Raw genomic sequence first — 23,401 nt, forward strand, 5'->3', positions numbered from 1 at the left:
CCTCCAATTCTGACTTCTTACTCGATTGCTTTATTAATGGGCAGTACCAGTACTTCCAGCTTCTGATTTTCTACGTCGAGCCTTCCTTCGATCATTTCGTACTCTTTTCCGCCCACTAACAGAAAATTGGCATGTTCCATCATGGCCAGCATCGTCGCATTCCATGTGCGCTCGTCAATTGTCTTCAATTCGCCGTTTTCCAATTTTTCGATAATCAATACGTTAGCTTCCATTGTTTTCATCCTTTCAAGATGCGGTTAGGAAATTATCATGCTATTTCTAACGTTTGAGCGGCGATTTTGTTTCATTTTTTTCCGAAATGCTGTAAACAGTTCATTCCCTAACATACCAAAAACATGAAATGGTGGGAACCCTTTTGTGACATTTTAATAAGAAGAAAGGGTTGGAAAATAAAAAAACGATCCGCCGGATGCCGCCTGACGAATCGCTTTTTGCTTTATATTGAAGTACTGCTTCCAAAAGACTGCCCCGCTCCGCTCGTTTACAAGCCGCTTGCTTGCTGTTTGGTACGATAAAGACGGTAAGGCAGGCCGTAGCAGAGCATCACCCAGAAAGATGCGTAAAATAAGGAATTCGTGATCGCATTCAACCGCAGGGCGGAATCTACGAAAGCGATAAGCAAGGCGGCGATGATGCGAATCTTCCGGGTCGGCGGAGTCGTTTTCGGATCGGTGATCATAAAGAACGTAAACAGCTGAAACGACGCGCCCAGCATGGGACCGAACGAGTAGTAAAAAGGTTCCCCGAAGCCCCAGTGCCGGATGGATGCGAAGAAAAGATAGCCGGCGATAAAGGCGAGCACGGTATCCAGCCTTCTGGCCGCATAAGCGGCTGCCATCCCCAGCACAAGAATGAAAAGCATGATGCCGAATCCGTTCGTCCACTGCTTGGGGGTGCTCACCGCGTATTGCGGAAGGAAGTACAGCAGCGTGACGATCGCGATATTGTTCGGGTTAAAAACGTGGCTGCCTCCGATCCGGATGACGAATTTGCAGACGATCGCAAGGAACGCCGCGAGCGCGTACGGCCATACCAGATGCGAGCTCAGCAGCAGCCCGATGCCGATGCCCGAAATGAGGGCGCTCAAAGGAAAGCGCCACTCCTTGAAAACCCATCTCGACAGAAGCAGCTCCGTAAGCGTAGCGGTAAGGACGGATGCCGAGAAAGCGTCCCATTTTTGAAAAAAACCGAGAAAGAGCTGCCCCGCTACCATAAAGCTGACGAGAAATGTCAAGATGAGATAGCGCGGGTCCAGTTTAGGAAGGTTCATCGGGTCCTCTCTCTCCTCTCCAGAAGCAAAACAGGTCGACTCTTCCCAAATGCGGAGAGAGTTCCCCAACTGCCCGTGCAGGTCCCGCTCCCGCATCCTGCGGTCCTCCCTGCACGGCACGATAATCACGCAGCCGATGCCTGGCCTGCGCCGCGAGGCCGTATGAGTTCTGTCCCGCCGGCCCTTCGTTTCCGCGGGAGAATGCCTCCGCCGCAGACAGTCTTCCGTTATCAGCGGTCATGCAAGTCGCCTCCTTAATTGGCCGGCTCCTCGATTTTGAGAATCTGGTCGCCCTGCACGTGACGCAGCTCCTGAACGCGTCCGCTCGGCCAGTGAATCGTCACCACATCGGCAAAGTCCTGCTTGCCCAGCCCCAGGTGAATGCGGGGATCGCTCTGGCCGCCGTGGCTGTTGCCCGCATCGCGTTCCACGACGGTTTTCACGCCGGCGACCTCGAAGGTTACTTTGGCCCCGACGGCATCGCGACTGCTCGGCGCGCGTCCCACGAGCTGCAGCTTGAGCCAGTGGTTCCCGTTCGTAACACTGCTCTGGTACACCTTGGCCGGAGCCCCCTGGTTGGCGAACACCAGATCCAGCGCTCCGTGGTTAAACAAATCCACAGCGGCTACGCCGCGCCCGTCATCGGTAAACGTAATCCCGACGTCTTGGGATACATCCTGAAATTTGCTGCCGTTGTTCCAGAACAGCGGCTTCCGCTCGTAGCCCGACATGCTCTTGTCGGCGAATTTCGGCCAGTTCTTCACATCTTCGACGATATAGCCCGGTGTGGTCGCCAAAGTCCCCATATCGAACCAGTAATCTTTCTTTTTGTTCGCGGAAATAAATCCGTTCGTAACCATCAGGCTCATGTTGCCGCTGTTGTCCGCATCGAAGAAGCGGGCGCCCCAGGACCATCCGGACTGCTTAACGCCCATTTCCTCGGCCCGGTCGACATAAACACCCTTGTCGTCTTCCTGCCAAAGCTGGTTGCCCTCAAGCAGATACTGCTCCTTGCTGATGTTGGAGACAAAATTGGCGAGTTTCCCGTCATGGAACACATCCCCGAAATCGACGTTCATGCCCTTGAACGTATCGTCGCCGATTCCCCTTGGCTGGACGACTTTCTTGAAGCCTTTGCCTTCCTGATTGATGAGCAGCATATCCGGTCCGAAATCGTTGGCGTTATAAATGTCCGGCCAGCCGTCCCCGTTCAGGTCCGCCGCACCGGAAGACAAGGTCCAGCCCACATCGTCTGTGCCCGTTTCTTTGGATACGTCGGTGAAGGTTCCGTCTCCGTTATTGCGAAGCAGAACGTTCCGACCGCCGTTTCTGGCCCGTTCGAAATCGTTGTGCATAATTTTGGTCGAGGCGAGGTTCCATAAATCCGTTTCCTCATTAAAATAACAGGACAAATACAAATCCAAATTGCCGTCGCGGTTGTAGTCTATCGCCATGGAATCGCTCACGTAGCCGATATAGCCGACTCCCGATTGCTCGGTAATATCCGTGAAGGTGCCGTCCCCGTTGTTGCGGAAAAGCTGGCTTTTGCCCCAGGCCCCGACGAACAGGCTCTGATGTCCGCTGTTATCCATATCGAACCAGAGCGCGGTCTCCGAAATGCCTTCCTTATTAATATCGCTGAGGCCCAGCTTCTCCCCCACTTCCTCAAATGTGCCGTCCCCGTTGTTGTGAAAGAGGGCGTTCTTCCCTCCCCGTTTGGAATTCGTGAAGTAGACATCCATAAAACCGTCTCCGTCGTAGTCCCCTACGGCAACACCCGCGCCTGTCGCGGTCAACCAAGGCATAATATTATCCGCTTTGGAATCGAACGTGTCTTTCTCATGCACGTACTTGATACCGGATTTCTCCGTAATATCCGTATAATGAAAGCCGTAATCCGCGGAGGGTTTGGGGGCGCAGCCGCTAATGAGCGCCAGTATGACGGCCGCACCTACACAAAGGTTAAGGGAACGCATTCAGTTCTCACCTTCCATAAGTTGATTTTGAAGCAGGTGACGAGTCCGGTCGATCCAGCGCACATAATGGGACTCCGGCTGCCCGGCGTCCGCATCCTTCCTCGCCTGATGAACCGCCGCGACCCAGCCTTCGATCTTGAGCTGCATCGGAAACGTCAACCGGTCCAGCACCGCACGCCAGTGCTCCCGGTCCTGGAGCCGCCTGGTTTCCCAGCCGAACGCCATTCCTTGGGCAAAAGCGGCTTTACCACTGTCCGGGACGAGCCGGTAAGCGTTAAGGATAACCGCCAGGTTATCGAACATGCTGTAGGCAACCGCCAGTCCGACTCCACTGAGGGCATCCCCCCTGAAAGGTTCCGGCAGCCGCTCGATTTCAGCCAGAACCGGTCCGATTTCAAACCGGTTCTGGAACCATAGGCTGCGGCCGAAGCCCTGGTAGCAGACTCTTTGCTCGTCCCGATTAAACGCATTAAATGGATCGATACAATCGGGATTTTGTTTGTATTCAAACAATCCGGTTTTAAAGCCGACACCATCGAATAGAATCGGGGCGTAAGACGCGTCAATCTTCCGGACCCAATTCCGGTAGGCGCTTGTCCGGAAGCCGTATCTTGCGTGAAGCCACCAGCCCAGCCCGACGTAATATTGATAAATGTGGCCGGGATCTAGCTCCTGCAAATATCTTTCGAACTTCTTCCCCTTCCACGGGCCGAACAAGGAAGCTCTTGCGCCGAGACCCATCCCAGCTCCCTCATAAGCAAATCCGCGGTAAAAGGGTTCAAAATTGCGGTCCAGGCGTCTCCTGATCCCCGAAATGCTCTTAAGAGGGTTGACGGCATAGTTGTTGCCGCTCAGAAAAGCACGCAAAATTTCTTGGAAGCGGCGGTCAAAAAATTCTTGTTTCCACGGAAAAAGCGCCGTGATCCGGCCGATGTTCTGATGGCAGATTCGCACGTATATTAGCAGGGCAAGAATCGCAGCCGGCAAAAGAAGTCCGAAAACGGTCATAAACCGGGCTCCTTGGCCCGAGCCGCTTTTACGATATCCTCCAGCGTGCGGATGGACGCAAGCTCTTCTTCCGAAAGGCGGACTCCGAATCCGCGCTCCACATGAACAGCCAGCTCCAGCGCCATCAAAGAATCGACACCGAGCTCCTGAAGAGGTTCCGACAAAGCACGCTCATCCAATTCCTGTTCCGTTAATTGACCGACCCATTCAATCAATTTTATCTGAAGTTCAACGATTTCCATGGCTTTCTTTCCTCCCCTTAGGTTATAGTAATCCACCGCTGACTCCGTACACCTCGCCGGTTACATAGGACGCACTGTCCGAGAGCAGAAACAAGACGATCTCTGCCGTTTCCTCCGGAGTCCCGAATCTTCTGAGGGCAATCCCTTCCCGCAGCTTCTTTTGCTTGGCGGCCGGGAAATCTTTAATCATATCCGTCTCGATATAGCCCGGAGCTACGCAATTCACCCGGATGCCCAGCGGACCGACCTCCTTGGAGAGAGCCTTGGTGAAGCCTACGATGCCCGCTTTGGCCGCCGAATAGTTGGCTTGCCCGGCTATGCCGGTCAGACCGGAAACCGAGCCGACGTTGACCATGCTGCCTCGGGTCAGGGCAAGCGGGCGGATCATGGCTTGAGAAATGCCGAACAGGGCATTCAAGTTGACCTGGATCACATCCGCCCACTGCCTGCCGGTCATCAGGTACACGGGAACATCCGCGTTCATGCCCGCGTTGTTCACGACATGATGAAGCGGCTCCGACCGGAAGCGGGACAATTCCTCCAGCAGCTTCTTTACCCCCGCCTCGGAGGAAAGATCGCCGTGCAGGGCGCCGACTTCGAGCTTTTCCGCCGAGCATTCTTCGAGAAGCGCTTCAGCAGCTTCTTTGCCCCGGGAGTAGGTGAAGAACACCTTTGCCCCGGCGCGCGCCAGTTTGCGGACAACGGCCCCTCCGATTCCGCCCGATCCTCCCGTGACCAGCGCCGTTTTTCCCTTGAAATCCCATATTGGTCCGCTCACTTAGCTTCCTCCCGGTCCACGTTTTCAAATACGGCCGCAGCCTGAAAGCCTCCATAGGCGGTAACGGTTTTGACGGCCAGGCCTACGCGTTTGTGCAGAAGCTTCCCGATGAGCGGCAGATCCGCTTTGGGGTCCGCCTGCTCATGCCCGAAGGCCCCCGGCACCAGACTGCGCTTCATGCCGTGAAGCATAAGGACGCTTTCCAGCAGACTGTTCACGCCAAGCGTATGGCCGAAATAACCTTTCAGCGCCGTCATGGCGGGTACGGGCCCGCCCAGATTAGCGAACGCCCGCCGAATCTCCTTCGCTTCATAAGCGTCCCACAGTTTCATTCCCGCTCCGTGAGGGATGAGCAGATCCACCGCCGCGGGGTCCGGGCCGGCATAAGTCCGGACCGCTTCCTCAATGACGCGGGAGTAAGTGTGCGCCGTCACATCCGGCAGCGCCATCTGCCAGCTGTCCTGGCGGAAGCTCCCGCCCAGATAGCGTCCGAGCGGCGTCCGTCCGGAACGCGAGGCCTGCCCGCTCCCTTGCAGGACGACGGCCGCGGCCCCGTCTCCGAGAACGGAGCCGTCCCTGCGCAGGTCAAAGGGGCGCAGCCTTCCGGACTCGGAGCCGAATCCCTTGTGACCGAGCCAAAGATGCTCGGTCACGTGCGCATAGTCGGCGCACACGACGAGGACGGTCTCCGCCCGACCGCACCGGATCAGTTGACTGCCCAGCTCCAGCGCATACAATCCGGACGCGCAAGCATTGTTGACGGTGTAGGAAATTCCTTTCACGCCGAGCGCGTCCGCCAGGTAAAACAAATAAGGAAATGTCTGCACCCTGAAAAAATCGTCGCGCAGCTTATCGTAAGACGCCAGCGGAGAAGCATGCAGGAGCGTGCCATCCTCTCCCGCGGCATGACCGGGCTTCATAATCCGGTCGATCAAATGGTTGAGGCCCAGATTCTCGTGCCCGATCACAAGCGCGGCGGACGCCAGCGTATCCCGGTCCAGACCCGCGTCCTGTATCGCGAGCCGGGCTGCCGCCAGCAGATAGACGAAGTCCTGGTCCTCGTGGAGCCGGTCTTCGGTCAGCCTGCGGGCCGTATCGGGTTCGGCCCAGTCCCGGAGATGCAGGCCCGGCATCGCGTAGACGGGGTATCTCAGCACCTCTCCGTCCGCGAGCGTATAGCTCCGCTCCGAAACCGTTCGCTTCCCGCCCAGTACGCCTTCCCAGACGGCTTCGTTGCCGATCCCGAGAGAACTGAGCATGCTCGATCCCGTTATATAGACAGGCTCCTTCATGAGACAGCTTCTTCCTTTCCCGGCAGATGCACGCAAGCATGGAGAACGCCTTCCGCTCCGAGGACGGTGACCCACGTTCCTCCGGCAAGGCTTTGTGTACGCGCGATCAATTCCAGATCGAATTCATTCGCCGGAACGTCCGCGCTTCCTCCACTCCCTTGTTCCCGGCCGGATTCCGTTCGGATTTGGAGCCGTGCCAGCGGCACTCCCCCGCCGTTCGGCGGCTCGAGCACGAAGGCGCTTATCCATTCGCAGCCCGGGTCCGGTATGCCGAGCCGGTCCCGGAATCTTTCAGGCGGGAACAAATTCGCCACACAGACAATCACGCGGTCATGCTCCCCCTGATCGAGCAGAGCGGAAGCATACAGAAACGCTTTGGGAGCGGTCGTGCCGCCGTTGGAAACCGTCACATTCGTTCCACGGATGGAGAAATAGATCGACACGTAGCCTCCGATGGAATTCATGACCGTGTCGGGAAATATGCGCGGGTTTACGTTGCCTTCGCCGTATTTCACCGCATCGTCCTGCAAGGCTGCCACCGCATGAAGGCTGGACACGCCGTTCCCGATCACCAGAGCTGTCCGCAAGCTGCCGTCCGGATCCGAGTCGTATCCCGGGGAGCCGGCGGATTTGGCGGAACCGATGGATTCAGCCCTTGTCCCGAGCGCCTCTTCCACAGCCATACAGCAAAGTTTGCCGAAGTCGGAAAAGCGGTTGAACCCTTTGCGGCTGGATACACGGATCAGACCGGACGGAAGAGAACTTCCCTTATGAAGGCTTCTGTCAAAAACCGCTTCGTGCTGCGGGCTTCGGCCGACTGAGTGGAGTCCTTCGGGAGTCAGCAGGCTCATCCCCGTAATATGGATAGTGTTCATCTTCATGCCCTTCCCAACACAATGGTAGAATTGATCCCGCCGAACGCATATGCATTTGATAACATATACTCTGCCCGGTACGGGAGCGGTTCGTTCGCGATAACTTCCACGTTGCAGAGCGGATCTTTTTCCCTCAGATTCAGGTTCGGCGGCAACACACCGGACTCCAGCGCTTTGATGCAGGCAACGGCTTCGATAGCGCTGGCCGCTCCCAGCGTGTGGCCGATATGACCTTTGATGGAGCTGGTCCGGATTCCCGGTCCGAAAAATCTCGACAGGGCTTTGGCTTCCATGCGGTCATTCGCAAGTGTGCCTGTACCGTGGGCGCTGACGTATCCGATCTGCTCCTTGTCCAGTCCGGCCATAGCCAAAGCCCGCTGCATGGCGTGTTCGGCACCCTCGGCTTCGGGATCGGGCTGCGTGATATGATTGGCATCGCAGCCAAGCCCGTAACCGAGCAAAGAAGCCCGTACCACCGCGCCTCTGCGCACGGCATGCTCCTCGGTTTCCAGGATCACGACGCCGGCTCCTTCGCCGAGCAGAAGCCCTTTCCTCCCGGCGTCGAAGGGCCGGCAAACGTCCGGAGCCATGGCCCGCAGGGAGCCGAAGCCCGTAAACGCGGACCAGGACATGGCGTCGACGCCCCCGGCGATCATCATGTCCGCCCTGCCGGCGACCAGTTCCTCTACCGCACGGGCAATGGCGAAATTTCCCGCCGCACAGGCGTTCGTCAACGTCCAGACCGGCCCGCTCAGCTGCAATTCTTCGGTGACATATTCTGCTATCATATTAGGTCCCGCCAAGCGTCCCCTGCTCGGCTTCTGTGTAGATTCTTCGAGCGCCTCCAGCTCCCCCATGGTCGTGCCGATGCATAGGCCGATCCTCGGGGAAGGGCCGAAATCTGCGCTTGGGCCCGTTTCAAGCGCGGAATTTTGTCCGTTTCCTTCACTGCCTGTCCGGTCGATCTCTGCCAATGAGAGCGACGGCAGACGGATACCCGCATCATGCAGCGCATCCTCTACAGTGGTGACAAACATCCGGGTCGCCCTGCCCCAGGCAGGATTCATTGCCCCCGAATAAGCATGAAGGTCCTCGATTTCACAGCCCAGCTTATAGGGATGGTTAACGACCGGAAAGGAACGGATCGGCTTGACTCCCTGCACTCCGCTCAGAAGATTGCTCCAGAACTGCTCCACATTGCAGCCCACCGATGTCATAACGCCCATCCCGGTAACGACGATCCTCGTCATAGCTTCCTCACCTCACCCAGATTTTGCTGAGATCGGAGATACGGGAGTCCGGTCGCGTAAAACCGTCGATGCCGCGTTCTTTCTTCACGATTTCATAGGCCTGCTTCTCGTCCGCCCCCGCCCTCTGCTTGAGAGGCGCGTCTTGCGGGTATTTATCGCTTCCCTGTTTCCAGACACTCATTCCTTTCCGGGTATCTCCGTTCTTTACAAGGGCATCGCCCAGCGCTGCGTAGACCATCGGCCAGAGAACAAGATCTTTGTCCTGCTGCTCCAGCTTGTCCGCAACGGCCAGACAGTAGGACAAATCCTGGATAGCGTTCTCGCTTCTGCGCAAACCTTTCGGCCAGTATAAATTGTTCAACCCCCTGCTGTAATGAGCCAGCACGTTATGCGGGTTTTCCTCCAACATCCCGTCGAGAATCTGAATGGATCTCGCAGACTTTTGACCTAGTACGGCAGTCCCTAAATCTTTATCCTGCAAAAGATCCACATAAGCGAGCGCCTGCTGCAGCCGTGATTGTGCCGTAGGCTTGACCTCTTCCATAAAGCTGATGTAGTCGTTTGTCTTCCCTTCTTCAGCCATTTTCAGACGCAGCACGTTGCTGTACACAAGATTGTCGGGATCTTTTTTAACCGCTGCCATTAAGGATTCTATATTTCCTTCCGCAGTCGAAAGATCCGTGCTCCGTTCTTTGGTAAAATCAAGCCCATACTGAGCAATTGTGACATTGTCCGCAATCGCCGGAATCTCGTACGGTTTCGGCCAGACATATTCGGCGAGCACCGCTATCCCGGTCAGTACGGCAATGACGGCAAAGCCGCCTAATACTCTCTTTCTCATCCTATACTCCTCCTAAACGCTAATAGATTGCTGGACCTCGCTTTGCCTGTAGACGGATGGATTCACCCCCACCAAACGTTTGAAAACTCGCGAAAAATGGGTTAAATCATTGTAGCCGACGGAATAACAGACCTCCGTAACCGGATGACCCTGCCGAAGATGCGCTTTGGCTCTTTCAATCCGTTTGTTCATGATATATTCCTTAAACCCTACCCCGACCTGCTTGTGAAACATTCTGGAATAATGGCATCTGCTTACATAAATATGCGAAGCGACTTTTTCCAGGGAAAGATCGCTCTCAAACATATTTTCATCCAGGTAAGCAAGCGATTGCTGGAACATGGAGTTGTCCATTTCCGGTTCCGGGTAGGTTCCTACGGAGTTAATGAGCATATTCAGCAAATGAAGATGGAGCCGGTTAAGTCCTGTGAAGATCATGGTGGGGTAATGGGTAGGGAACTGATGAACCGGCCAGGATGAGGGGAAAGAATCCTCAGCGGTCAGGATGGCGATCAGCCTGCTCTTGCTTTCTGCGGCTGCTTGAAGAGCGCTGGCAAAGCTCTCAGTCGTGAAGACTGTGGCTTTTTTAGAAATCTGCTCGACAAAATCGGTTTCGATCTTGTTCTTCCACTGGCGATACAAGACAACAAGTACACTCACGAATATCTCCCTCTCTCTTCGAGTCAGTTGACTTTCTGCTCGCGTGCTGTTCTTGATTTACATATTATCACTGGCGTTTTTTTCATGTTCTGCATTAATTGCTTAATACCTATGGTTTTTTTGATGATATTAATCAAATTGGCATATTCTCATCTTTCTAACTAATTTGGTATAATTATCATTCTGTAGACACACCTTCTTCGAATTTTATACGCTTATTCGTATGTTCCATTGATTCTAAACGCTTATTCGTATAAAATCAATACATGAGTTAGGGGGGAATTGGAAATGAATGAAATTAATAAACGAATCAAGCAGCTGCGGAGCAAACACGGGCTGACGATGGCGAGGCTTGCTGAAATTTTGCAAGTCTCCGCCGGAAACATCAGCGACTGGGAAAGCGAAAAGAAAAAATCTACCCCCACGGCCAGAGCGCTGGTTGCGATTTCCGAGTATTTTAATGTATCGCTGGATTGGCTCATGACCGGCAAGGAAAGGAACCGTCCTTCCGGAGACGTCCCGGCAGAGGTTGAAACTCATCCCCTGGCCGAAAGGCTTCATTCCCTTTCTCCGCAGGACCTCCAGCTTATCGAGCTCCTGGCAGAGCGTCTTGCCGCAGCTCTTCCCGGTTCCCGGCAGGATAGCCCGGCGGGCAGATCTTCCCGTTCCAAGAAAAGGCTCCGGGACAGCACCGACCATACTATCCGGGAAACGGGACTTGCGACCGAATACTATACGAAACTTCCTGTAGTGGGCAGGGTAACGGCCGGACAGCCGATTACGGCGGTTGAAAATATCGAGGAATATTTCTCATTGCCCCAGAATCACTTGAGCAGCGGAACTCATTTTATTCTGCGCGTATCCGGGGAAAGTATGGTCAATGTCGGCATCGATGACGGAGATCTGGTCGTCGTCAGACAGCAATCCTCGGCGGATAACGGCGATATTGTCGTGGCTATGACACTGGATGACGAGGCGACGGTTAAAACGTTCTACAAGGAGGAAGACCGGATTCGTCTGCAGCCGGAGAATGACTGGATGCAGCCGATAATTCTGAACGATGTCAAAATATTGGGCAAGGTAGCCAGTGTGATTAAAGATTCGCGAATCCAAGAGTGAGTTCGCCGGTCAGACGGATAGAAGAGAGTATGGATCGTTAAAGAGCGCCCTTAGGCGCTCTTTATTTGTATTCCGGGGCAATGAGCAACAAACTCCATGGGCCGGTCAACAAAAGATGAGTGGTCCTCCCCGCCGGCATCGTATGCTAGAAGCAGCTCGCCGCTACCCAGTGCAGCCAAATTACTAGCCGCAGGCAGGAGGAGAACCTTGACATGAGCTATGATCCGAAACCGTATTCGCTGCGCTGTAACGCCCGGGAGACGGAGCCCGATCCGACGGCCATCGTCTCCGTATGCGGGCACGCAAAATGCCGCAGCCCCATTTATCAGGGGGAGAAGCGATGGGTGTATGATGAAGAGTGGTTTTGTACCGCCGTATGCCTGGCCAGTTATATGGGCGCCGTGAAGAAAGTGGTGAAACCCGATTCCGACTCCTGAAAGCAGCTCCACCTCCGAAAGCCGGGAACAACCAGCCTCGACAAGGCTAGGGTTGCATCCGGCTTTTGGCCGATGTGCCGGGAGTGGAAGAACTCCCCCGGATTTCGCTCCGCATCAGGAAGATCCGGGCGCGGAATGAAGGGAAATGAACTCCCGGAGCTCCTCAGGCGTTCCGAGCGGGTGGCAGGTGCGGGCCAAATCCGTGACGATACGGGCCCCTCCGGCAAGCAGCCGGTTATACAGAGGCGCGACGTAATATTCCCCGCCGTCGCTGACGCCGCCGGCGATCGCATCCTCTGCCGCCTGCACGAAAGAGGCTGCGGCCGAGAAGTAATACAGGCCGGTCGAAGCCAAGTCCGATATCACTTCCTTCTCCTTCACGCGCACGACGAATCTTGTAGAGTCCAGTTCCACGTAGCTGTATGCGGGATTCGAAGAGGGAAAAACGGAAATCAGCCCGTCGATTCCATCGTCCAAGGACCGGAGAGTCCTGCCAAGCGACGAAGTCATATACGTATCGCAGTTGTAGATCAGCAGGGGAGCCGCCGGATTTAGCGCTTCCTGTGCAAGCAGCACGGTTTCCGCCTGTCCGCGGGTCACGGAGGGAACCGCAACGATACGCGGACGGATGCCGTAATCGCGGATCTTTTTTTCCAGATCCCAGACGTTCAGATGCTCCTCCAGGCAAACAAATACAGTGCCGTCCAGACAAACGTGCTCCCGCAGACTGTCCAGCGCCCAGTAAAGCATAGGCTTCCCCTGCACGTCGAGAAGCATCTTGGGCCGGGAGCAGCCGGTTTCCAGGAATCTGCGGCCCGCACCCGCCATCGGAATCACAAGATTCATGCTCGTATTCATGTCCGTGTGCCTTCCTGAAGCGCGCTCACCCTCTGTGCCGCTTCCTCCCAGCTGCGGAAGGTGCAGGCCAGGTCATCGATATAAAGATGACCGTAGGGTTTTCCGAACACGAGCTCGTCGTATACGATCCCGTGATACTCCAACCAGTCCAGCGTCAGCTTGCCGACATTCGCCACTACCTTTCCGACATTCCCTTCACAGGTCTTCATATTGCGGGCCGTATGAATAATAAGGGTGTGCCCGGCTTGTTTCAGCGTTTTCAGAGCTTCCGCGGCCCCTGCGACGGGACTTACGTCCGCGTAAGACTGGCCCTCCCTTTTCAACTCGCAAATGGTTCCGTCCAGATCAATGACAATCCTCATCCTTCTGCGCCTCCCCGCTCGTGATCGAAGGCCTCGTACATCAGCCGGGTACCCAGCGCATACAGAGCCAGCTGCCGCTCCTCGCTCTCCCGGTGCAAAGGAAGCATGGAGAGGAATAACAAGGCTTCGATTTTCTTGATCACCGGCAGCTCGTATCCCAGGCTTCGAATGAGCCCGTCCCACTGATCCCGTAACCTGCCCTGTTCCTCAGTCAGGCCGATGTGCAGATCCAGCCCTTTCTCCGTAACCTTCAGCGAGTATAGGTTTCGAACCAGATGTTCGTACCCGCTCAGGCTGTGTCTGATTTTAGCCAGATCGTACCTCTGGTCCCCGTAGAGCCCCCGTTTTCCGAACCGCCCGCGCGGATCTACGAGCTTGATCGTCTCCGACTCCGGATCGTAAAGCATATTCGAGAAACACAAATCCCCGTGGATAATGCAAGCTTTCGGATCGTCCAGCAATTGCAGAAAGTCCGCCCTATGCTCGTTAAAAATCTTGATGGGGCAAAGCGTCAACCGGCCGTTAAGCCAGTAATACCCCCGTTTAAAAAAGGTCCTCGCCTTTTCGTTCCGCGCCAGGAAGGCCGATACTCGTTGGAACGTTTTGCGGATGTACATGTCCGCCAGGCAAGTCCTCCTCAATTCCCCCGGAAACCGTGAGAAATCAACCAACAGTCCGGTTATTCCCGCAAATACACGATCCCACCGATCCGGGTTCAGCTTCTCCTCCACGAATAAGGAGGCCAGCGTCGGACTCGGAATATAGGCAAGCGAAACGTTCACCGGCTTCTGCAGCGAATACGAGAAGATATCCGGCACATAATGCCTCAACTCTTCGGGCAGCTCCAGATACCACATCGTTTCTTCTCTCAGCTTCTGCTCGTGGCTGCTCGTTTTAGTAATGGCGTTTGTGTCCGGCTCGTACAACACCTGATTAAAACATCTCGCGTTCATTCGGGTTAAAGTCATCACGTTGTGCCTCCTGTCCACCAGCAAGCTTTACCGCCGCTCTTCGATGCTGCCGTTATGCCCTTATCGTATCAGACGGCCCGGAAATACAATCTGCCTCTTTTGCCCGGTTTTTCAGAGCTTTTTGCGGATTTTCACCGAACGCAAAAAAAGGACAGGTCCGGGGGACCTGTCCTTTTTTCAACAACATGCGTATTCCATTAATTCCGGTTGCCGGAACCGAATCCGATAACGTACCCGTCAATATCTTTAATGGCGAACTCTTTCCAGCTTCCCCAGTCATGATCTTCCACAATCGGCTCAAGCGCAATGGTTGCGCCTTTGGCTTTCAATTCTTCATATAGAGCGTCCAGTCCGGAAAAGTTCTCGACATAAGCGTACGTGTTCCAGGTTCCTTTGTTGGGGATCACGTCCTGCGGGTCTTTGGCCTGAATGAGCTTGAAGCCCAGTCCGAAGTCATCCCTGATGGCCCAGACGTCATTGACTTCGCACCCCAGGACATCCCGGTAATACTGGTTGGATTTCTCCAGATCGGAAACCAGAAGCACCGTTAATGAATTCTCGATTTTAGCTTTTACTTGCTCGGTCACGTAAATTTCCTCCTAACAAATAGTAGTCTAAAGGTTGCCCCGTTTTCTATTCGACACGTTAACATATTTTCCTCTTTTTACTATAAACGAGCGGATAAACCGGGTCCTCCAGCCGGTCTCCGTAATTCATACCGATAAAGTATTTCGTAAAAATGCCGGCGGCGTATTTATGGCCCATTTCCTCCTCGTTCATAATGCGGGCGTTCCCGTCCACGTACATGATCCGGATAATTTTGCGTGTTTCGTTCGTCAGATTGTCCGGCGCGCTATGGAAGGTCCATCCCGCATGGAAAGTCGCGTCACCCGCTGAGACACCGCCGTAATTTTCGATCGGCATGTTTTCCCGGATGGCCGTATTAAGATGGCGCAGGTCGCCCTTGGTACGGTCGTTGAGTCTGTGGGACCCGCTGATGAAAGACAGCGCCCCTTCCCCGTCCCGCAGATCGGTCAAATGCAGCCACATGCTGATGATCCGGTCGGTGTTGATCGCGACATAGTTGCAATCCTGGTTCCAAGCCGTATTGCGGTCGCCCGGCTCTTTGAACATCGTGTGGTCCGCAAGGACGCGCACGGATTCCACGCCCATCAAATCGGCGGCCATTTTAGCGAATTTGCGCGCTGTCGAGAAGCGGTGCATGACCTCGGATTTGTGCCTCATGTTCTCAACGAGGCGAACTTCTTTCCTACCGTCTTTCCGGAAATTTTTCATCCGGATATTATCCTCGTAGCTTTCGCGCTCCACCAAATCGAGAATATACGGCTCGATGTACGCCATCTCATCCGGCCGTACCAGACCACGAAACATAACATGCCCCTTCTCCTCAAAAGCCAGCCGCTGCTTCTCCGGAATCTCTTCTTCCTCCCGTAATCTGCGCAAAGGATCGTTTTCCAAACTCATGTTGCGAAAGCCTCCTTCCATTTTGCTGGGTAGTATTGTTATGGCTCTAATGATAGCAGAGACCGCCCTCCCGGAATCGGCATTCCTTGAGCGATTTCGCCCGGGCAAATCCGTTTAGATAAGCCGAGTTAGCCGGAAAGCCCGCATGTAAAAATGAAGGGAAACCTACCCTTGGAAAGAAGGTATGCGTATGAAAGACGGTTACTATCTGGCTGCCTACCTGCACATCGACCCGTTCTGTCATCTTCTGAATATTGTGCAGCGGCACGATCAGAACATGGCTTTGTTTCTGAAAACCGGCGGCGAAATCAAGCTGGTCCGCTACTGGGAGCTGGAGAGAGTAACGGGAATGAAGCAGCATGATTTGTCGTTCTACGACCGGGCCCAAGCGATGAGACTGATCTCTCGGCTGCTTCAGCCTCTCGGACTGAGCCCGGACGACCTTGTCGAGATCTGGGGCACGCCGGGCCTGGATACACATTCGGATTATCACTCGGCTGACCGCTACCCTCAGATGGCCTACCACAATATCTGCCATCTCTTCTCTTCCCTGCTATCCGACACGGACACGTTCTACAGCTCGAATATTCTGTCCCTGGCGGTAGATACGGCGCCGGATAACGTCGTCACGCCGATTTGGAAGGAAAATACGTACTACTATTCGGCCGCTTACAGCCGCAAAGGAAATATTGAAGTGGTTCCCGTCGAATCGCCCGGCATCTGGTGGGGGCTGGCCTCCGGCCATTTTCAGAAGCGAGAAGGGACGCTGATGGCGCTGGCCGAGGCAAGCGGCAGCCGGCTGCTGAAGCCGTTCCGCTTGACCCGGGATTTCTCCACTCTGGAGAGAAGATCGTACGGCAAATTCGTAAAGCAGAACGTCATGCAGGAGCTGGATGCCCATATCGACAAATGTGTGGCCGAAGGAGAAGGCGTCGGCTTCACCGGCTGGGACCCCTTGTTTTCCGAGCAGGATAACCGGACAAGCATGGCGATGAAAGAAATTCAAGCCATTACGATCGAGATCATGCAGTCCGCCATCGACAAGCTTATCGAGCAGTTCGGCATCGTTCCCGAGGAGACGTACTTGTCCTTGTCCGGCGGCTACACGCTGAACTGCCCGACCAACAGCCGGCTGATGAAGCATTACAAGTTCAAGGGCTTTATCGCCCCTCCTTGCGTGAACGATTCGGGCATTTCGCTGGGAATGGGCTTGTTTGCTTTCTATAAAAAATCCGGGGAAACACGCCTCCGTTTCAAGCTCGGCCATGCTTTCTACGGAACTTCCGGGGACAATCCCTCTCTTCGTCCGGCGGACGTTGCGAGGTACGGTCCGTTCATAGAAGAACTCTCGGACTATACGCCGGAGCAGGTTGTCCAAGATATCGTCGAGGAGCCTGTCGCGTGGTTTCAGGGCGCTTCGGAGATAGGACCGCGTGCGCTCGGGCACCGTTCCATCCTCGGCGATCCGCGCCAAAGCCGGACGAAGGATAAAATCAATGAGTGGAAGCAGAGAGAGTGGTGGCGTCCCGTAGCTCCAATCGTGATGGAAGAACAGGTCGGGGACTGGTTCGAGGACGCTTTCGCGACGCCGTACATGCTGCATACCTTCCGGGCCAAGCCGGACCGGCAGCCCCGCATACAAGCAGCCCTCCATCTCGATAAAACGGCCCGCGTCCAGACGATCGGTCCGGCGCATAAGCGGTTGTATCCGGTTCTCCGGTCCTTCTACGAACAGACGGGAGTTCCTGTGATCTGCAACAGTTCTCTGAACGGCAAGGGCGAGCCTATCGTGGACCGTTTGGAAGAAGCGCTGAATTTCTGCCTGCGCAAAGGCATCCGGGTTCTTTACTACAACGACAGCCGGATCGTTCTGAAGAACCATCCTCTTTACACGGCCGCAGAACCCGAGAAACGTGTGTTTGACGCCGATCCGTTCAGCCCCGAAGAGAAGAAGAGCCTGCTCGCTGCGCTCAACCCCCATGGCGTGCCGGTCGAGATTCTGCTGTTCTGGAAATACAACCTGGAGTACGAGTCCGAGGTCGTTTACGATATTACCCGGCCGGAGGATGCCGAGCGTCTTACGAAAGCAGGAAAAATTTTCGGGAGTCTTTCCGGTTATAAGGACCTGATGACGGATTTCATGAATTTGCAGCAGGTCCATACTTAATCCTTCCTCCCCGCAGAAGGACTGCACACTTACCATTTCGTCTAAAGAGGGTGAATGAATTGGATACAACCGCTGAACCGATCAAGCTCGTCATATGGGATATGGATCAAACCTTCTGGAAAGGCGTAATTTCGGAGGAGCCTGTCCTCCTCGTTGAAGAGCACATACAGGTGTTGAAGGAACTTGCGCACCGGGGAATCATGAATTCCATATGCTCGTTGAACAGCTTTAAGCAGGTCAAAGATATGTTGGAGGATCACGGCTTGTGGCATTATTTCGTATTTCCGGAAATCAACTGGAATCCGAAAGGCAAGCTGATCAAGAAAATTATAGCGGGCTGCAAGCTCCGTCCGCAAAGTGTTCTGTTTATCGACGACGAGCCTTCGCATCTGCACGAAGCGCGTTTTGAAAATCCGGGCATCCGGATCTGTACGCCGGACCGAATCCGCACACTGCCGAATCTGCCCGAACTGCAGGGATCGCCCGATCCGGAGCTCAAGCAGCTGGAGAAGTTTAAGATTTTGGAGAAGTCGGCCAAAAGCCTTGGTACATCCGGCTCTTCTAATGTACAGTTTCTTAAAGACAGCCGCATCTGCGTAGACATAATGAAGGATTGCCTCCCCCATCAGGAGCGCATCTTCGAAATGATGTACAAAACGGCCCAGCTCAATTTCACGAAAAACCGGATCAGCCGGGACGAACTGCTCCTCCTCATCGAAGACGCTTCTGTGGACACCGGCTGCATCCATGTGCGCGACCGGTTCGGAGATTACGGGATTACCGGGTTTTATGCCCTTAAGGACAATCGGCTCCTCCATTATTTTTTCTCCTGCCGAATTATGAATTTCGGGGTGGAGCAGTGGCTCTACCACCACCTCGGCACGCCGGAAATCCAAATTGCGGGGGGAGTCGCGGCTACTCTCACAAGCCCCGCGCCCCCTACCTGGATCATGCATGTTTCCTTGTCCGACCCTGAGCCTGCCCAAAGCGGCGGGATCCGCTGTCTGATCAAGGGCGGGTGCGATCTGGAGCAGGTCCAGCACTACCTGAACTTCTACCGGTCGTTCGACTGGGAAACGGAGTACTGGTATCTCAATGAGAACTCCGATCAGCTGCGTAACGACCATACCGAGTACATCGTTCAAGCACCGGTATATACGGAGGAACAATTGGACTGGCTCACACGGACGTTTCCTTTCTTCGATGGGGGAATGCTGCGGACTTCCATGTTCGAAGACCGCTACGATGTGGTCATTTACAGCGTGCTGCTCGACTACAAAGCCGCCGTTTACCGCCCCAAACGGTATCCGGAGATTACGCTTGCTTTCGGCAGCCACTATCTGCCTCTTACGGACGAAAGCAACTTCGACCTCGTCATTGAGCGGACGTTCATCGAGCTCGATCATTCTACGCTCCGGACGGCCAAGGAGGAGCTTGAATTCACGGGGCCGCTGAGCGCCGGGAAGCTTGTCGAGAACCTCGCCTGGATCCGCGGCAAGCTGCCGGAGAAAACCGTGCTCATCCTTGTGAACGGAAGCGAGGTGCCGATTTGGGACCGGGCCGAAACGGATATGCACATCCACCACGCGGCCATGAACGCCGCGCTGAGGAGTTTTACGGAAAAGCAGGCGAATACGTATCTGGTCGATGTGGGCCGGATTCTCACAAGTCCGCAGGACCATACGGATAGTGTTACGCACTACACGCGGAAAGCGTACAAGCAAATTGCCGAGGCCATTGTCGAAATTATTGAAGAGAAATTCGGCATGGATGCCAGCCTCGACAGCAAGGATAAGCGGGAAATGAAACTGATGGAGATGATGATGTCGGAATACGTACCTTCCCAGTACTTCTGACAGGCCTTGACGGCAGGGCCAAAGGTTAACGAAAAACCCCCGGCACCGCATGCGGTGTGCCGGGGGTTCTCCGTTTTTACGTCCGGATGCGGCGTACACTGCCGCAGGCGGCCCCGCGGCCCGCCAGGAGCGCCCGGGCTAGGCCACGTTAAGGCGCCGCAAACGGCTCTGCACGCTGCCGTCCGGCACGCGGGACACTCCGGCACGAAAACAGGTTGAGGAAATGTTCCTCAACCTGTTTTCGTTTCAGGAGTACAGCAGCGGGAAATGTACGCCCTGCATATAGTCCCCGGGCCGCATGTCCGGAAAATGCGCGGAACCGATGACGGTTTCCCGGAGTTCCTTGTTCTCGCCGGGGTCCAGCATTTGTACGCCGTCTTCCACGTACGTGACGCTGTATACTTCGCGCACCCGGTCCGTTTCGTTCGGATTTGCGTTGTGCAGCACCCAGCCGGAGTGAAAGGTCACATCGCCCAGCATCATGGCCCCGTAATGGACGTACTCCATGTTCTTGCGATGGGCTTCTCTCATATGACGGGAGTCTCCTTTGGTTCGGTCAGTCAGCGTCTGCGACCCCGAAAGGAAGCCCATGGAGCCCATTTCTTCCGGCAGATCGATCAGCGGAATCCAGATGGTCGTCGTGTGATCCGTCCCGATCAGCGTGTGATTATGATCCTGGTGCCAGCCTGTCGCCTTATCGCCGGGCTCCTTGAACACCGCATAATCGACGTAGAGACGTACCGCCTCCACGCCCATCAGCTTGGCGGCTGTTTTGGCAAAACGCCGGGAGAAAGCGAGATGAGTCAGAAACTGGCTCCGTTTCCAGAGATGCGACACGAGCATGCCCTGCTTTTTGTCCCCTTCCCTGATCGAGAGGTGAGAGTCCTCCTGATACATTTTGCCGGCCAGATTGACGATGGTTTCCCTGAAATGCCGGATTACCTCCGCTCCGATCATGCCCCGGATCATCAGATGGCCGTTGGCTTGATAAGAATCGATCTCTTGCCGGGTAAGCTTGTATTCTTCCTGGAGCAAGGCAAGCGTTTGATAGGAATGTTCCATTTAGTTTCCTCCTGACTTTAGTCGAGCTGCTTCGCATACATGGCTTTGAATCGTCTGATTTCTTTGGTGATCGCCTTGACATGGACGGCGTCGGTAAGATCATATGTCCGGTCCGGGTTGCGCTCCACGATCAGCTTGTAGTATTTCAGCAGGTCCGCCGGAATTCCGTGAGGATTGATGCGCTTCCAGGCGGCTTCTTTTTCGCTCCCGTTCAATACATTCATCCGCACACGCCGGGTCAAAGGTTGCGTCTCCCCGTAATCGGAATGATTCCGGAATTCAACTCGGATTCCGTTAAAATAAGCGACACGGATTCCTTTGCGCAAAGCGAAATTCACGGATTCCTCCAGCGTGTCGATAATCGGTTCCCCTTTATCGTTCAAGGACGTATTGCACAGCATCGGAACCCCGGTATGCTCGTAAAAACTGAGGAGCACTTCATGCAGGGAGGGGTTCACTCCCGCTTCTACCGTCTGTACCCGGGCGGTTCCGTCCAGGTGGGCGATGGCCGGCACCCGTTCCCGCTTGTCGCCGCGCAGCGTAAAGGTATGCAGCATGAAAGGGCTCGGATACGCGTCCTCGAACCACTCCCCGAGTTCCGATTCCAGCATGACGGGAGCGACGGGACGCCACCACTCCCGCTGTTTAATCTCATTGAGCGCGTCCTTCGTCCCCGCGTCTCTCGGATCTCCTAGAATCGAACGGTGGCCGAGCGCCCGCGGTCCCATCTCGGCTGCGGCATCGAACCAGAGAACCGGCTGCCGGATCAGATCCTTTACGATTTGACCGGAGTCCATCTTTTCCACCGAATGAACAAAAGGGCTGTACGAACGGAGCAGGGGCTCCAGTTCTTCATCGGTCGTCCCCGCGTAGGCGCTTTCCAGTTTAAAGCGGAAGGAGGCATGGTTCATTTTCTTATAAAACGCATACAGCCCCATTCCGAGGGAGATCCCCCCGTCGTTGACGCAGGGCGGCGCCATAAACCCGGCAAATCCGTATTTCCGCATCAAATGGCTGTTCGTGGGACAGTTCAGGACGTACCCGCCCGCAAGCGCCAGTACTGTTTTCGAGGCGTCCAGCCCGCAGCGTTCCAGAATTTCCTCCACGTTCCGCTCCATGATGGAAATCGACATCGCCTGAATGTGCTTCATAACCATGCTGATTTTGTTCTCTCTCTCCGTAAATCGGGGATCAAACCCGTTAAACCGCGTTCCCGCATCGGCGGGGGTCAGCCCGTCAATAAACTCGAGCGCCCGGAAAAAAGCCTCCACGTCTCCGTCATAACGGTCGGACAGCACGCTGAGCGTTCCGAACGGCTCCATGTAAGCTTCGCTCGTACTGGCCGCCGAAAGCGCCATCAGCGTCCCCGGCTGGAGGGAGTACCTCCGCATGGCCCAGTACCACAGCGGTCCCGGAGACGAGACCGGGAACATCTCGACTTCCCCGCGGCGGACCACACAGCCGGAATAATAAGGCTTCGTCCGGGCATGCGGGTCCAGTAGCGTATCCGGACTGTCGTCGACGGCAAGACCCAGGATCTGACCGTTGAAGAAAGGCTCCGTATCCAGCATGACGGCGGAAAACAAGTGCGCCATACTGTGATAGGTCAGCTGCGATAAATCCGGGATGTAGTCCTCGCAAGTTTGCAGCTGCGGCGTGCCCCACACTTCAGCCATATCCTCCAGACTTAAGCCGCAAGTCCCCAGAAGACGCCCGATCAGCTGCTCCGCATGGCTCTTGTCGTAAAAGGAAAACGCGTGCTGCTTCATTCCCGTCAGCCTCTCCACTTCCCAATACCGGACCAGCCGAACCTCGCTGCCGCTTTTATGAAACAGGGCCAGGTTCTGATCGTGCCTGCCCATGTTCATATCCAGCAAATGATCCAACGGATCGATGTGCAGGTAGGCCGACAAATAATATCCGTCCTTCACGGCTTCTCCTCCCCGTCCCGGTCCGCGTCGTAAACAAGCGGAAAATCTTCTCCGTCCGCCAGGTCTCCCCGGCTGTATCCGTTCATGGCATGAATCCGGTGCTTGGACTGCTCGAAACCCGGAAGTTCCTCCGGATCGATAAACCTTGCCCCGTCTTCGAAATACATGATCGTCAGCACCTCGCGTGTTGTGCCGGACCGGTTCTCCCCGGCCATATGCAGCGTATTGCCGGCGTGAAATGTGACATCGCCCGGATTCATGGGCCCGGTGGAATACATCGGCAGCTTCAGGCGGGTGGCCGTCCGAAGATTGGCGGCGTCCCCCCTCGCGCGGTCGGTCAGACGCTGAGAACCGGAAATAAAGGTCATCGTGCCCATAGCCTCCGTTACTTCCGTCAAGGGCATCCACATGGTGACGGTCCGGTCCGTATCAATCACGATATGGTTGTTGTCCTGATGCCACCGCGTGTGCTTGTCGCCCGCCTGCTTGAAGACGGCAAAGTCACCCAGCACCCTGACCCGGGACACTCCCATCAGCTCCGCCGCCGCTTTCGCAAAACGCCGTGCGGTAACGAACTCGTATACGTCCCGGCTGAAATTGCGGAGATCCATGACCGTCAGCGATTCTTTGCGGCCCCGGTCGTCCCTCTCCGGCCAGATTTCCCCCAGGCAGACACGCTGCTCTACGGCACCCGCGATGACTTGCCGGAAGCGGACAATCGTATCCGGAGGAAGAATCCCGCGGAGTCCGACATGTCCGTTCGTCCGGTAATTCTCGACGTCTTCCCGTTTCAGCTCGTAAGAAATGTCGAGCTTTTTCCCACTCATCTAGCTTCACCTCTCTTAACGCTGGTCTCTGAACCTCATAGTAGCACTCCACGAAAAGGCACGATCTGCCTGTTTTGCTCATTGCTTGCGTTATCTTGCTCTCTTCGCCCCGC

General features: G+C 55.3%; 24 protein-coding genes. 4 read left to right on the forward strand and 20 right to left on the reverse strand.

Annotated elements, in window-relative coordinates; all coding sequences use genetic code 11:
- Nucleotides 1-17: 17 nt before the first annotated feature.
- The 12 genes from ACI48J_RS21555 to ACI48J_RS21610 form a co-directional block, all read right to left on the reverse strand.
- Entirely contained in the window at nt 18-233 is a 216-nt protein-coding gene (locus ACI48J_RS21555) for a hypothetical protein (protein ID WP_326055396.1), read from the reverse strand.
- A gap of 269 nt (nt 234-502) precedes the next feature.
- Nucleotides 503-1,291, reverse strand: a complete 789-nt coding sequence (locus ACI48J_RS21560) for a hypothetical protein (RefSeq protein WP_405080177.1) — start codon at nt 1,289-1,291, stop codon at nt 503-505.
- Nucleotides 1,278-1,532 (reverse strand): hypothetical protein, encoded by a 255-nt coding sequence (locus ACI48J_RS21565; RefSeq protein WP_405080178.1) that lies wholly within the window; start codon nt 1,530-1,532, stop codon nt 1,278-1,280. The genes ACI48J_RS21560 and ACI48J_RS21565 overlap by 14 nt, the downstream gene beginning before the upstream one ends.
- Before the next feature lie 13 nt (nt 1,533-1,545).
- On the reverse strand, nt 1,546-3,267 hold the full coding sequence (locus ACI48J_RS21570) for a CRTAC1 family protein (protein WP_405080179.1): 1,722 nt from the start codon (nt 3,265-3,267) through the stop codon (nt 1,546-1,548).
- Nucleotides 3,268-4,275, reverse strand: a complete 1,008-nt coding sequence (locus ACI48J_RS21575; RefSeq protein ID WP_405080180.1) for a DUF1702 family protein — start codon at nt 4,273-4,275, stop codon at nt 3,268-3,270.
- On the reverse strand, nt 4,272-4,517 hold the full coding sequence (locus ACI48J_RS21580; RefSeq protein WP_405080181.1) for an acyl carrier protein: 246 nt from the start codon (nt 4,515-4,517) through the stop codon (nt 4,272-4,274). The genes ACI48J_RS21575 and ACI48J_RS21580 overlap by 4 nt, the downstream gene beginning before the upstream one ends.
- Before the next feature lie 22 nt (nt 4,518-4,539).
- The gene (locus ACI48J_RS21585; RefSeq protein ID WP_405080182.1) at nt 4,540-5,295 is read right to left on the reverse strand and encodes an SDR family oxidoreductase; all 756 of its coding nucleotides are present in this window, start codon (nt 5,293-5,295) and stop codon (nt 4,540-4,542) included.
- Entirely contained in the window at nt 5,292-6,587 is a 1,296-nt protein-coding gene (locus tag ACI48J_RS21590) for a beta-ketoacyl synthase N-terminal-like domain-containing protein (RefSeq protein ID WP_405080183.1), read from the reverse strand. Before ACI48J_RS21590 ends, ACI48J_RS21585 begins: the two co-directional genes overlap by 4 nt.
- Entirely contained in the window at nt 6,584-7,462 is an 879-nt protein-coding gene (locus ACI48J_RS21595) for a beta-ketoacyl synthase N-terminal-like domain-containing protein (RefSeq protein ID WP_326055411.1), read from the reverse strand. Before ACI48J_RS21595 ends, ACI48J_RS21590 begins: the two co-directional genes overlap by 4 nt.
- Before the next feature lie 2 nt (nt 7,463-7,464).
- Complete coding sequence (locus tag ACI48J_RS21600) at nt 7,465-8,712, reverse strand: beta-ketoacyl-[acyl-carrier-protein] synthase family protein (protein WP_405080184.1); 1,248 nt, start codon at nt 8,710-8,712, stop codon at nt 7,465-7,467.
- A 7-nt stretch (nt 8,713-8,719) separates the two neighbouring features.
- Nucleotides 8,720-9,553: a hypothetical protein gene (locus ACI48J_RS21605; RefSeq protein ID WP_326055414.1), complete on the reverse strand. Its 834-nt coding sequence runs from the start codon at nt 9,551-9,553 to the stop codon at nt 8,720-8,722.
- Nucleotides 9,554-9,565: 12 nt separating this feature from the next.
- Nucleotides 9,566-10,213: a helix-turn-helix transcriptional regulator gene (locus ACI48J_RS21610; protein WP_326055415.1), complete on the reverse strand. Its 648-nt coding sequence runs from the start codon at nt 10,211-10,213 to the stop codon at nt 9,566-9,568.
- Between the two features lie 288 nt (nt 10,214-10,501).
- On the opposite strand from ACI48J_RS21610, the gene lexA reads away from it, so the two are divergent.
- Nucleotides 10,502-11,332: a transcriptional repressor LexA gene (gene lexA, locus ACI48J_RS21615; RefSeq protein ID WP_326055416.1), complete on the forward strand. Its 831-nt coding sequence runs from the start codon at nt 10,502-10,504 to the stop codon at nt 11,330-11,332.
- A gap of 212 nt (nt 11,333-11,544) precedes the next feature.
- A complete protein-coding gene (locus ACI48J_RS21620; protein ID WP_405080185.1) occupies nt 11,545-11,769 on the forward strand; it encodes a hypothetical protein in 225 nt (74 codons plus the stop codon).
- Nucleotides 11,770-11,883: 114 nt separating this feature from the next.
- Here the strand turns inward: ACI48J_RS21620 and ACI48J_RS21625 are convergent, their stop codons facing one another.
- The 5 genes from ACI48J_RS21625 to ACI48J_RS21645 form a co-directional block, all read right to left on the reverse strand.
- Nucleotides 11,884-12,627, reverse strand: coding sequence for a glycosyltransferase family 2 protein (locus tag ACI48J_RS21625; RefSeq protein WP_405080186.1), 744 nt, complete (start codon nt 12,625-12,627; stop codon nt 11,884-11,886).
- Nucleotides 12,624-12,989, reverse strand: coding sequence for an HAD hydrolase family protein (locus ACI48J_RS21630; RefSeq protein WP_405080187.1), 366 nt, complete (start codon nt 12,987-12,989; stop codon nt 12,624-12,626). Before ACI48J_RS21630 ends, ACI48J_RS21625 begins: the two co-directional genes overlap by 4 nt.
- Nucleotides 12,986-13,957, reverse strand: a complete 972-nt coding sequence (locus tag ACI48J_RS21635) for a hypothetical protein (RefSeq protein WP_405080188.1) — start codon at nt 13,955-13,957, stop codon at nt 12,986-12,988. The genes ACI48J_RS21630 and ACI48J_RS21635 overlap by 4 nt, the downstream gene beginning before the upstream one ends.
- A gap of 200 nt (nt 13,958-14,157) precedes the next feature.
- Nucleotides 14,158-14,547, reverse strand: a complete 390-nt coding sequence (locus ACI48J_RS21640) for a VOC family protein (RefSeq protein ID WP_405080189.1) — start codon at nt 14,545-14,547, stop codon at nt 14,158-14,160.
- 58 nt (nt 14,548-14,605) lie between these two features.
- The gene (locus ACI48J_RS21645; protein WP_405080190.1) at nt 14,606-15,445 is read right to left on the reverse strand and encodes a phytanoyl-CoA dioxygenase family protein; all 840 of its coding nucleotides are present in this window, start codon (nt 15,443-15,445) and stop codon (nt 14,606-14,608) included.
- A 190-nt stretch (nt 15,446-15,635) separates the two neighbouring features.
- Here ACI48J_RS21645 and ACI48J_RS21650 point away from each other — a divergent pair, with 190 nt between their 5' ends.
- Both ACI48J_RS21650 and ACI48J_RS21655 read left to right on the forward strand, forming a co-directional pair.
- Nucleotides 15,636-17,612 (forward strand): carbamoyltransferase C-terminal domain-containing protein, encoded by a 1,977-nt coding sequence (locus tag ACI48J_RS21650; protein ID WP_405080191.1) that lies wholly within the window; start codon nt 15,636-15,638, stop codon nt 17,610-17,612.
- A 59-nt stretch (nt 17,613-17,671) separates the two neighbouring features.
- On the forward strand, nt 17,672-19,468 hold the full coding sequence (locus ACI48J_RS21655) for an HAD-IIIC family phosphatase (protein WP_405080192.1): 1,797 nt from the start codon (nt 17,672-17,674) through the stop codon (nt 19,466-19,468).
- A 246-nt stretch (nt 19,469-19,714) separates the two neighbouring features.
- On the opposite strand, the gene ACI48J_RS21660 is transcribed toward ACI48J_RS21655, so the two are convergent.
- From ACI48J_RS21660 to ACI48J_RS21670, 3 genes are read right to left on the reverse strand one after another with little or no spacing between them, the layout of a single operon-like run.
- On the reverse strand, nt 19,715-20,530 hold the full coding sequence (locus ACI48J_RS21660; RefSeq protein WP_405080193.1) for a phytanoyl-CoA dioxygenase family protein: 816 nt from the start codon (nt 20,528-20,530) through the stop codon (nt 19,715-19,717).
- A gap of 17 nt (nt 20,531-20,547) precedes the next feature.
- Entirely contained in the window at nt 20,548-22,461 is a 1,914-nt protein-coding gene (locus ACI48J_RS21665; RefSeq protein ID WP_405080194.1) for a carbamoyltransferase C-terminal domain-containing protein, read from the reverse strand.
- Nucleotides 22,458-23,288: a phytanoyl-CoA dioxygenase family protein gene (locus tag ACI48J_RS21670; protein ID WP_405080195.1), complete on the reverse strand. Its 831-nt coding sequence runs from the start codon at nt 23,286-23,288 to the stop codon at nt 22,458-22,460. Before ACI48J_RS21670 ends, ACI48J_RS21665 begins: the two co-directional genes overlap by 4 nt.
- Between the last annotated feature and the right edge of the window lie 113 nt (nt 23,289-23,401).

The organism is Paenibacillus chitinolyticus (assembly GCF_045038035.1).
GTDB lineage: Bacteria > Bacillota > Bacilli > Paenibacillales > NBRC-103111 > Paenibacillus_F > Paenibacillus_F chitinolyticus_A.

Coding starts and splice junctions, on each gene's coding strand:
- ACI48J_RS21555 (WP_326055396.1), bottom strand. CDS start 233: ATGGAAGCTAACGTATTGATTATCGAAAAATTGGAAAACGGCGAATTG.
- ACI48J_RS21560 (WP_405080177.1), bottom strand. CDS start 1,291: ATGAACCTTCCTAAACTGGACCCGCGCTATCTCATCTTGACATTTCTC.
- ACI48J_RS21565 (WP_405080178.1), bottom strand. CDS start 1,532: ATGACCGCTGATAACGGAAGACTGTCTGCGGCGGAGGCATTCTCCCGC.
- ACI48J_RS21570 (WP_405080179.1), bottom strand. CDS start 3,267: ATGCGTTCCCTTAACCTTTGTGTAGGTGCGGCCGTCATACTGGCGCTC.
- ACI48J_RS21575 (WP_405080180.1), bottom strand. CDS start 4,275: ATGACCGTTTTCGGACTTCTTTTGCCGGCTGCGATTCTTGCCCTGCTA.
- ACI48J_RS21580 (WP_405080181.1), bottom strand. CDS start 4,517: ATGGAAATCGTTGAACTTCAGATAAAATTGATTGAATGGGTCGGTCAA.
- ACI48J_RS21590 (WP_405080183.1), bottom strand. CDS start 6,587: ATGAAGGAGCCTGTCTATATAACGGGATCGAGCATGCTCAGTTCTCTC.
- ACI48J_RS21595 (WP_326055411.1), bottom strand. CDS start 7,462: ATGAACACTATCCATATTACGGGGATGAGCCTGCTGACTCCCGAAGGA.
- ACI48J_RS21600 (WP_405080184.1), bottom strand. CDS start 8,712: ATGACGAGGATCGTCGTTACCGGGATGGGCGTTATGACATCGGTGGGC.
- ACI48J_RS21605 (WP_326055414.1), bottom strand. CDS start 9,553: ATGAGAAAGAGAGTATTAGGCGGCTTTGCCGTCATTGCCGTACTGACC.
- lexA (WP_326055416.1), top strand. CDS start 10,502: ATGAATGAAATTAATAAACGAATCAAGCAGCTGCGGAGCAAACACGGG.
- ACI48J_RS21620 (WP_405080185.1), top strand. CDS start 11,545: ATGAGCTATGATCCGAAACCGTATTCGCTGCGCTGTAACGCCCGGGAG.
- ACI48J_RS21625 (WP_405080186.1), bottom strand. CDS start 12,627: ATGAATACGAGCATGAATCTTGTGATTCCGATGGCGGGTGCGGGCCGC.
- ACI48J_RS21630 (WP_405080187.1), bottom strand. CDS start 12,989: ATGAGGATTGTCATTGATCTGGACGGAACCATTTGCGAGTTGAAAAGG.
- ACI48J_RS21635 (WP_405080188.1), bottom strand. CDS start 13,957: ATGACTTTAACCCGAATGAACGCGAGATGTTTTAATCAGGTGTTGTAC.
- ACI48J_RS21645 (WP_405080190.1), bottom strand. CDS start 15,445: ATGAGTTTGGAAAACGATCCTTTGCGCAGATTACGGGAGGAAGAAGAG.
- ACI48J_RS21650 (WP_405080191.1), top strand. CDS start 15,636: ATGAAAGACGGTTACTATCTGGCTGCCTACCTGCACATCGACCCGTTC.
- ACI48J_RS21660 (WP_405080193.1), bottom strand. CDS start 20,530: ATGGAACATTCCTATCAAACGCTTGCCTTGCTCCAGGAAGAATACAAG.
- ACI48J_RS21670 (WP_405080195.1), bottom strand. CDS start 23,288: ATGAGTGGGAAAAAGCTCGACATTTCTTACGAGCTGAAACGGGAAGAC.